The organism is Phocicoccus pinnipedialis (assembly GCF_903994035.1).
Classification (GTDB): Bacteria; Bacillota; Bacilli; order Staphylococcales; family Salinicoccaceae; genus Phocicoccus; species Phocicoccus pinnipedialis.
In genome coordinates this window covers 309,965-323,751 of sequence record NZ_CAJEWB010000010.1, presented here as the reverse complement: position 1 = coordinate 323,751, position 13,787 = coordinate 309,965, and the positions used below count along the sequence as shown (strand labels likewise).

Annotated in this window: 16 protein-coding genes; 14 read left to right on the top strand and 2 right to left on the bottom strand. The window is 35.6% G+C overall.

Translation table 11 applies throughout. From position 1 onward, the window contains the following. Positions 1 to 5: 5 nt before the first annotated feature. From deoC to H9D55_RS05885, 6 genes are all read left to right on the top strand, one after another. Positions 6 to 671, top strand: coding sequence for a deoxyribose-phosphate aldolase (deoC, locus tag H9D55_RS05910; RefSeq protein WP_186077716.1), 666 nt, complete (start codon positions 6 to 8; stop codon positions 669 to 671). A gap of 104 nt (positions 672 to 775) precedes the next feature. Beyond that, the gene (gene rpsU / locus H9D55_RS05905; protein ID WP_186077714.1) at positions 776 to 952 is read left to right on the top strand and encodes a 30S ribosomal protein S21; all 177 of its coding nucleotides are present in this window, start codon (positions 776 to 778) and stop codon (positions 950 to 952) included. 142 nt (positions 953 to 1,094) lie between these two features. Then, positions 1,095 to 1,739: an NfeD family protein gene (locus H9D55_RS05900; protein ID WP_186077712.1), complete on the top strand. Its 645-nt coding sequence runs from the start codon at positions 1,095 to 1,097 to the stop codon at positions 1,737 to 1,739. 16 nt (positions 1,740 to 1,755) lie between these two features. Continuing rightward, positions 1,756 to 2,763, top strand: coding sequence for a flotillin-like protein FloA (floA, locus tag H9D55_RS05895; protein WP_186077710.1), 1,008 nt, complete (start codon positions 1,756 to 1,758; stop codon positions 2,761 to 2,763). 11 nt (positions 2,764 to 2,774) lie between these two features. Then, the gene (locus H9D55_RS05890; protein WP_186077708.1) at positions 2,775 to 3,392 is read left to right on the top strand and encodes a hypothetical protein; all 618 of its coding nucleotides are present in this window, start codon (positions 2,775 to 2,777) and stop codon (positions 3,390 to 3,392) included. A 91-nt stretch (positions 3,393 to 3,483) separates the two neighbouring features. Next, on the top strand, positions 3,484 to 4,206 hold the full coding sequence (locus H9D55_RS05885; protein WP_186077706.1) for a YwiC-like family protein: 723 nt from the start codon (positions 3,484 to 3,486) through the stop codon (positions 4,204 to 4,206). A 32-nt stretch (positions 4,207 to 4,238) separates the two neighbouring features. On the opposite strand, the gene H9D55_RS05880 is transcribed toward H9D55_RS05885, so the two are convergent. Continuing rightward, a complete protein-coding gene (locus H9D55_RS05880; protein WP_186077704.1) occupies positions 4,239 to 5,594 on the bottom strand; it encodes an alanine/glycine:cation symporter family protein in 1,356 nt (451 codons plus the stop codon). A gap of 129 nt (positions 5,595 to 5,723) precedes the next feature. Between H9D55_RS05880 and H9D55_RS05875 the strand changes: the two genes are divergently transcribed. The 7 genes from H9D55_RS05875 (at position 5,724) to recO (ending at position 11,237) form a co-directional block, all read left to right on the top strand. Next, positions 5,724 to 7,328 (top strand): M20/M25/M40 family metallo-hydrolase, encoded by a 1,605-nt coding sequence (locus H9D55_RS05875; protein WP_235963125.1) that lies wholly within the window; start codon positions 5,724 to 5,726, stop codon positions 7,326 to 7,328. Between the two features lie 71 nt (positions 7,329 to 7,399). Next, positions 7,400 to 8,341, top strand: coding sequence for a PhoH family protein (locus H9D55_RS05870; protein WP_186077702.1), 942 nt, complete (start codon positions 7,400 to 7,402; stop codon positions 8,339 to 8,341). A gap of 4 nt (positions 8,342 to 8,345) precedes the next feature. Further along, the gene (gene ybeY, locus H9D55_RS05865; RefSeq protein ID WP_186078201.1) at positions 8,346 to 8,807 is read left to right on the top strand and encodes an rRNA maturation RNase YbeY; all 462 of its coding nucleotides are present in this window, start codon (positions 8,346 to 8,348) and stop codon (positions 8,805 to 8,807) included. Between the two features lie 4 nt (positions 8,808 to 8,811). Next, the gene (locus H9D55_RS05860; RefSeq protein WP_186077701.1) at positions 8,812 to 9,159 is read left to right on the top strand and encodes a diacylglycerol kinase family protein; all 348 of its coding nucleotides are present in this window, start codon (positions 8,812 to 8,814) and stop codon (positions 9,157 to 9,159) included. A gap of 15 nt (positions 9,160 to 9,174) precedes the next feature. Beyond that, a complete protein-coding gene (gene cdd, locus H9D55_RS05855; protein WP_186077700.1) occupies positions 9,175 to 9,582 on the top strand; it encodes a cytidine deaminase in 408 nt (135 codons plus the stop codon). After that, positions 9,582 to 10,487: a GTPase Era gene (gene era, locus H9D55_RS05850; RefSeq protein ID WP_186077698.1), complete on the top strand. Its 906-nt coding sequence runs from the start codon at positions 9,582 to 9,584 to the stop codon at positions 10,485 to 10,487. The genes cdd and era overlap by 1 nt, the downstream gene beginning before the upstream one ends. Before the next feature lie 9 nt (positions 10,488 to 10,496). Then, a complete protein-coding gene (gene recO, locus H9D55_RS05845) occupies positions 10,497 to 11,237 on the top strand; it encodes a DNA repair protein RecO (RefSeq protein WP_186077696.1) in 741 nt (246 codons plus the stop codon). 42 nt (positions 11,238 to 11,279) lie between these two features. Here the strand turns inward: recO and H9D55_RS05840 are convergent, their stop codons facing one another. After that, positions 11,280 to 12,650, bottom strand: a complete 1,371-nt coding sequence (locus H9D55_RS05840) for a glycine--tRNA ligase (RefSeq protein ID WP_245202367.1) — start codon at positions 12,648 to 12,650, stop codon at positions 11,280 to 11,282. Between the two features lie 324 nt (positions 12,651 to 12,974). On the opposite strand from H9D55_RS05840, the gene H9D55_RS05835 reads away from it, so the two are divergent. Next, positions 12,975 to 13,781 carry a pyruvate, water dikinase regulatory protein gene (locus tag H9D55_RS05835; protein ID WP_186077692.1) on the top strand — a complete coding sequence of 269 codons (807 nt, stop codon included), beginning with the start codon at positions 12,975 to 12,977 and terminating at the stop codon, positions 13,779 to 13,781. The last annotated feature ends 6 nt before the right edge of the window (positions 13,782 to 13,787 follow it).

Here is a 13,787-nt window from a genome sequence, read left to right as displayed (position 1 = left end):
CATTCATGAAATTAGCAAATTATATCGACCATACTTTATTAAAGCCAGAAGCAACTCAAGATGATATTTTTAAATTGTGTGAAGAAGCAAAAGAACACAACTTTTTCAGTGTTTGTGTCAATCCCACTTGGGTAAAAACTTGCGCAGATATTCTAAAAGATTCAAACACGAAAGTATGTACTGTGATTGGATTCCCTCTAGGCGCATCAACAAGTGAAACTAAAGCATTTGAAACAGTAAATGCAATTCAAAATGGTGCTGATGAGATTGATATGGTAATTAACATCGGTGCATTAAAATCAGGAAATTTTGATCTTGTATATAATGATATCAAAGCAGTATGTGATGCAGCGGATACAGAAGCATTAGTGAAGGTAATCATCGAATCTGCAATGTTAGATTCAGATGAAATCATAAAAGTGTGTGAACTATCTAAAGAAGCTGGTGCAGATTACGTTAAAACATCCACTGGATTTAACGGTGGTGGTGCTACTATTGAAGCCGTTGCATTAATGAGAATGACAGTCGGTGAAGACCTTGGTGTTAAAGCCAGTGGTGGAATTCGCAGTTATGAAGATGCGATTGAAATGATTGAAAAAGGTGCCACGCGACTCGGCGCTTCAAGCGGAGTTAAAATCGTCAATCATGAGGTCAGTGACTCTAATTATTAAATAAATAGTTGACCATCATTGATAATGTATAATATAATATTTCTATGGTACACTTGTACCTTTAATAATGTTCTATGTGTTATTTCGGAGGGAGGGACACACTTATGAGTAAGACAGTAGTCAAAAAAAACGAATCAATCGAAGATGCACTTCGTCGTTTTAAGCGTACAGTTTCTAAGAACGGTACAATTGCAGAGGCTAGAAAAAGAGAATTTTACGAAAAGCCTTCTGTAAAGCGTAAGAAGAAGTCAGAAGCAGCACGTAAACGTAAATTTAGATAATAAATTATTTTATATAGTTGAGTGTAAGCTCCCTCGAGTAACATGACTATATATCATGAGACGATAATTATATCGTCTCTTTTTTTATATATTATTGTTTAATTGAATTTGATTCATGTATACTAAAAAGGAGGCTAACAATATGGAATCTTTTGTATCATTTATTACCTATCCTGTGACTTCAGGTATATTACTGTTGATATTTTTTTCATGTATCGTCTACCAAGTATTTTCTGAAAAAATCAATGTATCGACACTATTAGCAATCATGTCAATTAGTATCTATTACATCGGACATTTTTTTAATAGTGGCTTTACGTATATGTCATTGATACTATTGTTTTTTGGCGTCATATTACTTACTATAGAGTTTTTTGTTATCGGATTAATTCTTGGAGCAGTTGGATTAGCAATGATTATATTTAGTATTATAATGGTTACCTCTGATCCAAAAATATATGGGATTGTACTTCTAATAGTAATTGTCATCACGTTAATAGAAGTAGGTGTATTTATTAAAATGAAGAAAAAACGAGTTCCTATATGGAAACGCTTAATTTTGACTGATGCTACAGATACTGAAAGCGGTTATACTTCGTTTGACGACAGGGGATACCTTGTCGGTGAAATTGGGGTTTCATTAACTCCTTTAAGACCATCTGGGACTGTCTTAATTAATGATAATAGAATAGATGCAGTTGCAGAAGGTACCTTTATCAATGCCAACGTGGATGTTAAAGTAGTGTATGTAGAAGGAACTAGGATAGTTGTTAGACCTGTAAACTAATTAGGAGTGATTTTATATGACAGTTGGATTTCTTTCTGGAGGAGCAGTCGCATTAGTCTTTTTTCTAATCATCGGACTAATTGTTTTATCGATTATTCTTTCATTTGTACCAATCGGTTTATGGATTTCTGCACTTGCAGCAGGTGTTCGAGTAGGTATTTTCTCACTAGTTGGGATGCGGTTAAGACGAGTTAAGCCAAAGCGAGTTATTGAACCATTAATTAAGGCAAGAAAAGCGGGTATACAAGTGACAACGAATCAACTTGAGTCACACTATCTTGCTGGTGGTAACGTTGACCGTGTTGTTGACGCATTAATCGCAGCACAACGTGCAGACATTAGTCTTACATTTGAAAGATGTGCCGCAATTGACCTAGCTGGGCGTGACGTATTGGAAGCAGTACAGATGTCTGTAAACCCTAAAGTTATTGAAACACCATTTATTGCGGGTGTAGCTATGAACGGAATTGAAGTTAAAGCTAAAGCAAGAATTACAGTACGTGCAAACATCGAAAGACTTGTAGGTGGTGCAGGTGAAGAGACAATCGTTGCGCGTGTTGGTGAAGGTATTGTATCTACAATTGGTTCATCACAACATCACACATCGGTTCTTGAAAATCCAGACCGTATATCAAGAACTGTTCTAGATAAAGGTCTTGACTCAGGTACAGCATTTGAAATTCTTTCAATCGATATTGCTGACGTAGACGTCGGTAAAAATATTGGTGCAGATCTTCAAACAGAACAAGCAGTTGCAGATAAAAATATCGCTCAAGCAAAAGCAGAAGAACGTCGTGCAATGGCTGTAGCAGAAGAACAAGAGATGAAAGCAAGAGTTCAAGAAATGAGAGCTAAAGTTGTAGAAGCAGAATCTAAAGTCCCTCTTGCATTCGCTATAGCATTAGAAAAAGGTCATATTTCTGTATCAGAGTACTATGATTTAAAAAATATTGAAGCAGATACAAGCATGAGAGATTCAATCAATAAGTTGACGAACCCAACTCAATATAACGATAAAGAGTAGGATGTGATCACATGGAATTTATAGTTCCACTACTCATTTTTGGTATAGGTATTGCCTTTTCAGTCATACAATCTGCTCAAGAGTCAAAAAAGAGGCAACAAAGAAGAATTGATTTAGATAAGCTTGAGAGACCAAAATCTAGGTATCCATCTTTACCTAACCAAAAACCCATAAATAATGAGAATCTTGATGACAGCAACAAAAGTATTTGGCAAACACTTGTCGATGACTTCAAAGAGGAATACCAGAAACTAGAACAAGAAGAACAAACGAAGCAACAACCAAAACAACTAAATACTTCTAAGCAATATTCTAAAAGATTAGAACAAGATCTTAATGGACGTATTGAACGTACAAAGAGAGCGGCGAGAGACACTGGTAAACGTACTGAAAATAGAGTGCGCGAACGATACCAAGTTTCACGATCAGAAGTAAATACTTCAGAAGCTGTAGAATCTACTATTCAAGTTTCAGAACAAGTGATTGATGAAGCGGATAATGTTAAGGATCCGAAGTTAAAATCAATCTTCACCGTTGCTGATATTACATTCGATGAAAAAGCATTTGTAAATGGTGTGATTATGAATGAAATACTAGGTTCACCTAAATCAAGAAAGAAACGAAGATAACATCTTCGTTTCTTTTTTTCACAAATATGTGAAAGTTTCACCATTCATACTATAATTATTTCGCTATAATTATAGTTGTGAGGTGCTTATCATGAAGTTTAAAAAGCAAAACCAACATGGTGCATGGGCAATGGTATTTATGCCACCAATTATTGGAATACTTGCAAATGGTTTTAATATTTCACAGGTTCTTTTTATAATCGGATGGTTGCTGATATTTCTTGCAGCAGATCAAATTCTATTCTTTATTAAAATGTTAAGAAAAAAGCAGTATGGTTACATACAATCTGCAGTTCTTTTTGCGAGTATCGCCTTAGTGTTTTTCATATATCCATTTATTGTTGATTACAGAATCATATATTTCTTTTTAACTATGATACCGTTTGGAATTGTAAATGGATATTATGCAAAGAAAAAAGATGAGAGAAATATTTTAAATGATGTATCTGCAATTATAATCTTCTCTATTGCTGGAGCAGCAGTATCATACTTAAATGCACATGCCATTAATTTCGGTGTGTTGTTTACATTCGCTATTTCATTTTTATACTTTTTGGGTGTAACGTTTGTTGTTAAAACAGTTATTAGAGAAAAGAATAACCCACTCTATAAATATTTGAGCTTTGGCTATAATACGTTTGTATTTGTATGTATGCTATTTATGCATTATTTACTAGGGATTGGATTTGTATTTGGAATGCTTCGTGCGATTTATGTATATGGTAAAGGTTGGACACCAAAGAAACTAGGAATCATGGAAATTGTGCATGCATGTTGGGTAACAGTGTGGTGTGGAATTTATTTAATGATATGACTAAAAAAACTGTCTCATTTAGAGACAGTTTTTTAGTCATTTGGTTTTACATTCTTAAAGAAATCTATTGTAAGTTCTTTTACTTTAGGTGCAAGTAATAGTACTGCAATTATATTCGGTATAAGTACAAATGCAAGTGTTAAATCGAGTAGATTCCACACATTATTACCAAGACTCATTGCGCCGAGTACTATCGCAATAACGTATATAAATTTCATCACTTTACCTGCCCATAATCCAAATAAATATTCAGTCATACGTGACCCATAAAATATGATGACAATAATTGTCGATATTACAAAAAATATTAAAGATATAGATACAAAGATATTTCCAACAGCCCCATACGTGTCTCCGAATGCACGAGCAGTGAGCGCACCTGGATTGATATCAGCCTCTTCTGATTTGTACACTCCTGAGAGTAAGACAACAAATGCAGTAGTCGAACATATAATCACCGTATCAATAATTATTTCAGCAATCCCCCAGAATCCTTGTCGAACAGGATGATCTGTTTTCGCAGCAGCGTGAGCGATAGGAGACGTTCCCATTCCGGATTCGTTTGAATAAACGCCACGTGCAAAGCCCCAACGAATTGTCGTTGCAAGAGCTGCACCAACTCCACCACCGACAGCTGCATCTGGTTTAAATGCTTTTTCAATTACCAGTATCACAACTTCGGGAATAGCTGTAATATTCATAAGGATAATAACAAACCCAAATAATAGATAGAAAAACACCATAAACGGTACGACAATTTCTGTCACACTTGCGATGCGTTTAACTCCTCCAAAGACGACAAGTGAAGTTACAATAGCAACAACAACTCCTGTAATCCATGGTGCAATATTGAATGTGTCTTCAATTGTTGAAGCAACAGAGTTTCCTTGGACCATTGTACTTGGAATAATTTCAATTACGATTGCTATAGCAAAAAACGATGCAAGAAATGCACCAAGTTTCTTATTCTTAATACCTTTTTTCATGTAGTAAGTCGGTCCACCGACAAATTCTCCTGCCGCATTCTTCTCACGATAAAACACACCAAGTACAACTTCACTATACTTTAACGCCATACCAAAAAATGCGATTAAGATCATCCAGAAAACCGCTCCTGGACCTCCTAGGGCAATTGCTACAGGTACTCCAATAATGTTAGCGGCACCGACGGTTGATGATAATGCTGATGTCAATGCTTGTCTTGGTGTAATTGTTCCTTCCCCTTTAGCAGGTTTATTCACACTAAAGAACGTTTCTTTAATGATATAGAAAAAATGTCTAAATTGAACCCCTTTTAGATACACACTTAGGTAAACGCTTGCAAAGAATAACAAAATAACAATGGGATATCCCCATAACCAATCTGTAAATTTTACAATTGACTCCATATTCCACCTCTTTTTTGTTTTTATCATACATTATAAAAATCCAAATTGCGATAATTTATTAAAAATTGTAGTAAAAAATTTTAAACACGTGTAATCTAAAATTATAGAACTATGTATGAGGTGAAAATAATGGAACTTTGGCAGACTAGTGTAGATAGAGAAAATTTACTTAAACAGTTTGTTTTGCACGACACAATAACACACTCAAAGGGAGAAAAAAGTTTTGTTGATCTTGTAAAAAATAATCTTGAACAACTCCCGTATTTCAGACAGCAAGATCGTATTCAATTTGCACACACGGATGACGATCGCCGAGCACTCATTGCACATTATGAAGGAAAAACAAGTAAAGATACAATTGTTTTAATTAGTCACTTTGATACAGTAGGTGTTGATGACTATGCAGAATACAAGGAGTACGCATTTGATACTGATAAAATAACGGAGCACTTTAAGAAAGATAATAGCTACCTTGATAATGATGCAATTAAAGACTTGAATTCAAATGAGTACTTATTTGGACGTGGAGTCATGGATATGAAGCCTGGGCTTATGTTACATATGTCTTTAATAGAGAAAGCGATAATAGAAGAGTGGGATATTAACCTAGTGTTAGTTACAGTTCCGGATGAGGAAGTCGGTTCTAAAGGTATGTTAGCAGCAATTGATACATTAAAAGAGTTAAAAGAACGTAAAAACCTAAACATCCGCCTGCATTTAAACAGTGAACCTACATTCCAACAAGAAGGTAGTGATACAAATCACTACGTATATTCAGGTACTATTGGAAAAATCATGCCGGGAGTCTTTGTATATGGGTTAGAGACACATGTTGGTAATGCGTTAAACGGTATTAGCTCGAACTACATAATGAGTTATATCAATCAGTCACTTGAGTATAATCCTTTATTTATAGAAAACTTTAAAGATGAAATCACACCGCCACTCGTATCACTTTACATGAGAGATATTAAAGATCATTACGATGTCCAGACTCCGTTTAAAACAGTGAGTTTATACAATGCTTTTATATTTAATCGAAATGCAGAAGAAGTATTTGAAACGTTTAACAGTGTAGTAGAAAAAGCTGTTGAATCATGTACGACAGTATTAAACGAACAATTTGATACGGGATTCTATGCTGGCGGTGTATCTGTACCCGTTATAACGTACAGCGAACTTTATGTTAAAGCAGTGAACGAACTGGGGAGAGAGACTGTTGAAACCATAATTAATCAAGCAGAACAAAAAGTTACAGAATCTCACATGAAAAGTGTTCAAATAGTTGATGATTTAATGACTGTGATGCGAAGTATTGGACCTGCCGTAATTACGTTCTATACACCACCATATTATCCTGCGGCGAATAGCAGTGATGATCTTGATGTTAAACTCGCAGTATCAGAAGTCATTAGATCAGCCTCAGAGCTAGGTAGAATTTCTGAAGAGGTAAGATACTTTAATGGAATTTGTGATTTAAGCTATGTACAATATACATCAAATAATTTAAGCGATGCTGTATACGAAGAAAATACACCATCATTCGGACGCTCGTATTCCATCCCATTTGACAGTATTCGTGAAATTTCTGCACCTATTATTAATATTGGTCCAATTGGTAAGGATGCACATAAAGTGAGTGAGCGTGTGCTTAAAAAGAGTGCTTTCAGTGAACTTCCTTATATTTTAGAGTCGGTAATTCAGAATTGTTATATAAAAAACCGAGATGTATAAAGCCTTAAACCTTAGCTAGATAACGCCATATATGGTAAATTTAAAGCAGTAGATTATAAAGGAGTCAGTTCATGACTAATGTAATACATTTAGATAATTTAGATGAGGCACAGGAATTAATAGGCGCAAATGACGCTCATTTAAAAGCTCTCGAAACGGAATTTGATGTTTCAATTCATACACTTGGAAATGAAATCCGAGTGACGGGCGAAGACAATGCTGAGGTTTCTAAAGTTGAAACTATATTAGAAAATTTGTTAAAGATTATGCATCAAGGCAACACGATTGGACTTCGTGATGTTGAGGCAGCAATCCAAATGTCACGTAAAGACACACTTGAATACCTAGAAGACTTATACAAAGAAACAATTGCAAAAGATTTTAAAGGTAAGCCGATCAGACCGAAGACAAGTGGTCAAAGAGAATATGTCGAGATGATCAATAATTATGATTTAACATTTGGTGTGGGACCAGCAGGTACCGGTAAAACATTTCTAGCTGTTGTTCTAGCATGTCAAATGCTGAAAGATAATAAGATTAAGCGCATTGTACTCACGAGACCTGCAGTAGAAGCTGGGGAAAACCTCGGATTCTTGCCAGGTGACTTAAAAGAGAAGGTAGATCCGTACTTGAGACCGCTATATGACGGATTACATACAGTTCTTGGAGTTGAAACAACAGACCGCTTAGTAGAACGTGGAATCATTGAAATCGCGCCACTTGCGTATATGAGAGGGCGTACGCTCAATGATGCATTTGTAATACTAGATGAAGCTCAAAACACGACGAGTATGCAGATGAAAATGTTCTTAACAAGGCTTGGATTTGGTTCTAAAATGGTTGTTACTGGTGACGAGACTCAAATTGATTTACCGAAAAATACGACGAGCGGACTGATTGAAAGTGTCCGTATGTTAGAAGGAATCAAAGGCATTGGAGTGAATCATTTCAAAGCTGAGGACGTCGTGAGACATCCACTCGTGACTAAAATAATTCGAGCATATGAGGGGTAAAATGATGATTACTATTGATTTTACAGATAGAGATGAATATATTACTGAAGTTGAAGAAGCACAAATTGATAAACTTTTAAATTTTGCGTATAACCATCTTGAGTTGAAAGACGAAGCGGAAGTATCTGTATCTTTTGTATCAGACTCTGAAATTCAAGAAATAAACCGTAATTACCGTGAGAAAAATGAAGTGACAGATGTCATTTCTTTCGCATTTCTTGATGATGAAGACGAGCCTATTATTGAGGGAATGCCATCAGTGCTAGGTGATATCATCATTAACACGAATCGTGCAAGGGAACAAGCAACCGAGTATGGACATTCATACGAGAGGGAAATTATGTTTTTATCTTTACATGGGTTCCTACACTTACTTGGATTTGACCACATGAATGAAGAAGAGGAAAAAGAGATGTTTGGGATTCAAAAAGAAATTTTAGACGCTTTTGGTATTCCTAGAGGGTAAAGTAATGAAACGTCTTAAGCATCCTTTTGAAGGTCTATATTATATCATTACGAAAGATTACCACTTCGTGGCACATCTCCTAACGAGTATTGTAGTAATTATGTTTGGGTTTATGCTCAATTTAAATGGAATAGAATGGCTATTCATTTTTTCAGCAATAATTGTAGTATTGATATTAGAAGCACTCAACACAGCGCTTGAAGAGACAATAGATCTCGTGACGAAAGAATATCATCCATTAGCGAAACATGTGAAAGATATCTCAGCTTTAGCTGTACTTTTGGCATGTATTTACGCTGTAGTAGTGGGTGTAATGGTATTTATTCCAAAAATAATAGGTTTATTCAATTAATAAGGAGTTTTAAATATGAACGATGGAATTTTTAAAGAAGAGTGGTTAGTTGAGGTTCAGGAAGCACAAAAGCGTGCTTATACGCCTTATTCGAATTTTAATGTAGGTGCATTATTAATTACTGAAGATGATGAATACATTTATGGTGCGAATATAGAAAATGCATCTTATCCAGCTACAATTTGTGCAGAGAGAACAGCGCTTGTTTCTGCATATGCGAACGGTAAGACGAAATTTAAGGCAATTGTGGTAATTACCGATGCACCAGATCCAGCAAGTCCATGTGGCGTCTGCAGACAAGTCTTAAAAGAATTAACGTCAGATGATATGCCGGTTTATATGGCATCTAAAGATGGTCGTGTCATTAAGCGTACTGTAGATGAATTATTACCTTTAGGGTTCTCTGGGAAGGATATGGAATAATGTTTGATGGATTTAAATCTGGTTTTATCACTATAATTGGTCGTCCAAACGTTGGTAAATCGACATTTATGAACCGTGTGCTTGGACAAAAGATCGCAATTATGAGTGATAAGCCACAAACGACACGAAATAAAATTCAAGGTGTATACACAACAGATGATACACAGATGATCTTCATTGATACACCAGGAATTCATAAGCCTAAGCATCAGCTTGGGGAACACATGATGAAAGTCGCTAGAAACACACTTCGTGAAAGTGAAGTGATTCTTTTTATAGTTAATGCCACTGAAAAAAAGGGACCTGGAGATAAATACATCATCGATATGCTTGAAAACAGTTCAACACCGATAGTTTTAGTTATTAACAAAATCGATTTAATTCATCCAGATGAAATTATCGAGATTATTGAAAGCTACAAAGATGAGCTGGATTTTAGTGATATCGTACCTATCAGTGCGCTACAAGGAAACAACGTTGATTCGCTCTTAAAAGTGATCGAAACTCACTTACCTGAAGGGCCAATGTATTACCCTAAAGACAGGGTGACAGACCATCCAGAACATTTTATTGTTTCCGAGTTAATCAGAGAAAAAGCACTTCATTTAACTGAACAAGAAATCCCACACTCGATCGGGGTGGAAGTGACGAAGATGAAAGCTGAAAATGAAGGTGAAAAAGTACACGTTCAAGCAACGATCTATGTAGAACGGGATTCACAAAAGGGTATGGTTATAGGTAAAGGCGGTAAAATGCTTAAACGTATTGGAACGTTAGCGCGTAAAGACATCGAGAATCTACTTGGTAGCAAAGTATATTTAGAGCTTTGGGTGAAGGTCCAGAAAGACTGGAGAAATAAGACACAGTTTATTCGTAGCCTGGGCTATAGAGATGAAGAATATTAGGGTGAGTCTATGATTTACCAAGATAAAGCAATAATGATTCGGCAGACAAACTACAGTGAGTCTAGCCGAATTATTACTATACTGACAGAAAATGGTATAAGTGTTCCACTTATGGCGAGAGGCTTTAATAAGATAAATAGTCCATTTACGAGTTTGAAACAAGGATTCCAAAACATACTGTTTACTTATTCGAGGTATCGCGGTATGGGAACACTTACTGAAGTAGATGTAATTCATCCTTATAGAAATATGAATGCCGATTTTGATTTATATACAGGGGCGAGTTATGTACTTGAAGTTATCAGTAGGGTTGTTGAGGAAGACTATCCTGATAAGAATCTTTATGACCTTTGTAAAATTGCGTTCGACCGATTGGATGATGGTAGCGAAATGTACGCTGTCCTATCTTTCGTACTCATTAAACTATTTCCAAAATACGGAGTAGGATTAAATATTGAAAGATGCATGTCTTGTGGATCATATGATTTTAAGAAATTAAATCGTTATAGCTTTAAATTTCACGGATTGCTTTGCACAGATTGCCAAACAGAAGAGAGTATTGGCCGTTCTGTTTTTATAGAGCCACGAATCGTGTATTTGATTGCATTTTTAAAACACGTGAGAATAAACGATCTTAACTCAATTGACATTAATACGGAAACAGCTAAAAAAATGTTTAGATTTGTCGAAATGTTATTTTTGGAATATTCAGGTGAATATTTTAAAGCGAGAAAAATGCTTGATATATAAAAATGCACATAAACCCAAGAAGGATTTATGTGCATTTTTTTGTTAGTATTTAAATTTTTTATCTAAATATTCGTTAAGATCTTTGATGTCGATTCTTTCTTGTTCCATAGTGTCCCTATCACGCACAGTCACTTTGTTGTCCTCTAATGAGTCAAAGTCAAATGTGATACAGAATGGTGTTCCGATTTCATCTTGACGACGGTAGCGTTTACCGATAGATTGACTTTCGTCAAACTCCACGTTGAAGTCACTTGCAAGTTGTGTGTAAACTTTCATAGCATCTTCCGAAAGCTTTTTAGAAAGAGGAAGTATTGCTGCTTTAAAAGGAGCTAATTGATGATGTAATTTAAGAACAGTTCTTGATTGTCCATCTTCTAACGCTTCAGTTGTGTATGCATCCGCTAAGAAAGCTAACGTCATTCTATCTAAACCAAGTGATGGTTCGATTACGAATGGAACGTATTTTTCGTTTGTTTCTGGATCATGATATTTAAAGTCTTCGCCAGAGAATTCCATGTGACGAGACAAGTCAAAGTCTGTACGACTTGCGACCCCCCATAGCTCACCCCAACCGAATGGGAAATTGTATTCGAAATCTGTAGTCGCATTAGAGTAGTGAGAAAGCTCATCTTCATCATGGTCACGCATACGAATATTATCCATATCCATATCTAGACTTCTTAACCACTTGTCAGCGTAGTCTCTCCAGTAATTGAACCATTTCATTTCAGTTCCTGGTTTACAGAAGAATTGAAGTTCCATTTGATCGAATTCTCGTGTTCTGAATGTGAAGTTACCTGGAGTAATTTCGTTACGGAATGATTTACCAACTTGACCGATACCAAATGGTAATTTCTTTCTCATCGTTCTTTGAACATTCTTAAAGTTAACGAAGATGCCTTGTGCTGTTTCAGGACGAAGGAAAATATCCGTTGTAGAACCTTCTGTTACCCCCTGGCTAGTTTTAAACATTAAGTTGAATTGACGGATGTCTGTCCACTCATGTTTACCACATACTGGGCAGTTGATGTTCTTTTCTTCAATGATGTTTTTCATAGCATCAAATGATAAACCATCAGCTACAAAAGTGTCGTCTTCCTTGTGCATAACATCTTCAATAAGTTTGTCAGCACGCAGTCTTGATTTACATGAACGGCAATCGATCATTGGGTCGTTAAAATTTTCTAAGTGACCAGAAGCTTCCCATACTTTCGGGTTCATAAGAATAGACGCATCAATACCTACGTTGTACGGTGATTCTTGAATGAATTTTTTCCACCAAGCTTGTTTTACGTTATTTTTTAATTCAATTCCAAGTGGACCATAGTCCCATGTATTTGCAAGACCCCCATAAATTTCAGAACCAGGAAATACAAATCCACGTGTTTTCGCAAAGTTTACAAGTTCATCCATTGTATACGTGTGTTTTTTTGTCAAATTAATCTTCTCCTTTTCCATAAAAAAACCTGGATAACAAAATTTGTTATCCAGGGACGAGCATATAGCCCGCGGTTCCACCCATTTTAGTATATAAAACTTACATTATACTCACTTTTATATATATAATTTTAAGCCATTTGGATTTGCTAAGCTTTCACCGCCCTTAGCTCGCTTTCACAATTATTATAAATAAAAAATAATAATAATGCAAGGAACATGGTAATTTTGATAGGTACCAATATTAGCAAAAATATAATATAATATCATATCAAAGTAAATTTTCGAAGGACTGATATTTTGGCATCTTTTAAAATAGTCATCGTTTCAGACTCCATTGGAGAAACGGGTGAGTTTGTAGCAAGAGCAGGGCTCTCTCAGTTTAATTTTGAAATCGATGAAAAAATTATCACACGCTATCCGCACATTAAGGAAAAAGAGGATTTCGATTTTGTAATTCGTCAACACCAAAACGATAACGTCATTATTGTCTACACGATTATACAACCTGTATTAAGAAAGTACGTTGATTCAGTTTTAGAGGAAAATGGGATTACTCATGTAGATATTATGGGTCCGATCATGACAGCTATTGAATCGAAAACTGAAGTCACACCGTTCTACGAACCAGGACGTGTACACATTTTAGATGAAGACTATTTCAAAAAAATCGATGCGATTGAATTTGCAGTCAAATATGATGATGGTAAAGATCCAAGTGGTCTATTAAAGGCAGATATTGTGTTGCTAGGTGTATCTAGAACTTCAAAAACACCATTATCTCAATATTTTGCTCATAAAGGGTATAGAGTAGTAAACGTACCTTTAGTACCTGAAGTATCAGCACCAAAAGAGTTGTTCGAAATTGATTCAAACAAGATCATTGGACTTAAAATTGACAGTGAACCTTTGTATAGAATTAGAAAAGAAAGGCTCTCTCAACTAGGCCTTTTAGATAGTGCTAATTATGGAAAGAGCGAAAGAATCTTAGAGGAACTGGATTATTTCGACGAAATCGTTGGCAAACTGGGTTGTCAGACGATCAATGTTTCTAACAAAGCAATTGAAGAGTCAGCAAATGAAATAATGAAATTATTAGATATATAGAAAGTA

Excerpts from the sequence above, each read along its gene's own strand:
- era (WP_186077698.1), top strand. The coding sequence starts at position 9,582 with ATGTTTGATGGATTTAAATCTGGTTTTATCACTATAATTGGTCGTCCA.
- H9D55_RS05890 (WP_186077708.1), top strand. The coding sequence starts at position 2,775 with ATGGAATTTATAGTTCCACTACTCATTTTTGGTATAGGTATTGCCTTT.
- recO (WP_186077696.1), top strand. The coding sequence starts at position 10,497 with ATGATTTACCAAGATAAAGCAATAATGATTCGGCAGACAAACTACAGT.
- H9D55_RS05860 (WP_186077701.1), top strand. The coding sequence starts at position 8,812 with ATGAAACGTCTTAAGCATCCTTTTGAAGGTCTATATTATATCATTACG.
- H9D55_RS05880 (WP_186077704.1), bottom strand. The coding sequence starts at position 5,594 with ATGGAGTCAATTGTAAAATTTACAGATTGGTTATGGGGATATCCCATT.
- H9D55_RS05875 (WP_235963125.1), top strand. The coding sequence starts at position 5,724 with ATGGAACTTTGGCAGACTAGTGTAGATAGAGAAAATTTACTTAAACAG.
- floA (WP_186077710.1), top strand. The coding sequence starts at position 1,756 with ATGACAGTTGGATTTCTTTCTGGAGGAGCAGTCGCATTAGTCTTTTTT.
- H9D55_RS05870 (WP_186077702.1), top strand. The coding sequence starts at position 7,400 with ATGACTAATGTAATACATTTAGATAATTTAGATGAGGCACAGGAATTA.
- cdd (WP_186077700.1), top strand. The coding sequence starts at position 9,175 with ATGAACGATGGAATTTTTAAAGAAGAGTGGTTAGTTGAGGTTCAGGAA.
- ybeY (WP_186078201.1), top strand. The coding sequence starts at position 8,346 with ATGATTACTATTGATTTTACAGATAGAGATGAATATATTACTGAAGTT.
- H9D55_RS05885 (WP_186077706.1), top strand. The coding sequence starts at position 3,484 with ATGAAGTTTAAAAAGCAAAACCAACATGGTGCATGGGCAATGGTATTT.
- rpsU (WP_186077714.1), top strand. The coding sequence starts at position 776 with ATGAGTAAGACAGTAGTCAAAAAAAACGAATCAATCGAAGATGCACTT.
- H9D55_RS05900 (WP_186077712.1), top strand. The coding sequence starts at position 1,095 with ATGGAATCTTTTGTATCATTTATTACCTATCCTGTGACTTCAGGTATA.
- H9D55_RS05840 (WP_245202367.1), bottom strand. The coding sequence starts at position 12,650 with ATGGATGAACTTGTAAACTTTGCGAAAACACGTGGATTTGTATTTCCT.
- deoC (WP_186077716.1), top strand. The coding sequence starts at position 6 with ATGAAATTAGCAAATTATATCGACCATACTTTATTAAAGCCAGAAGCA.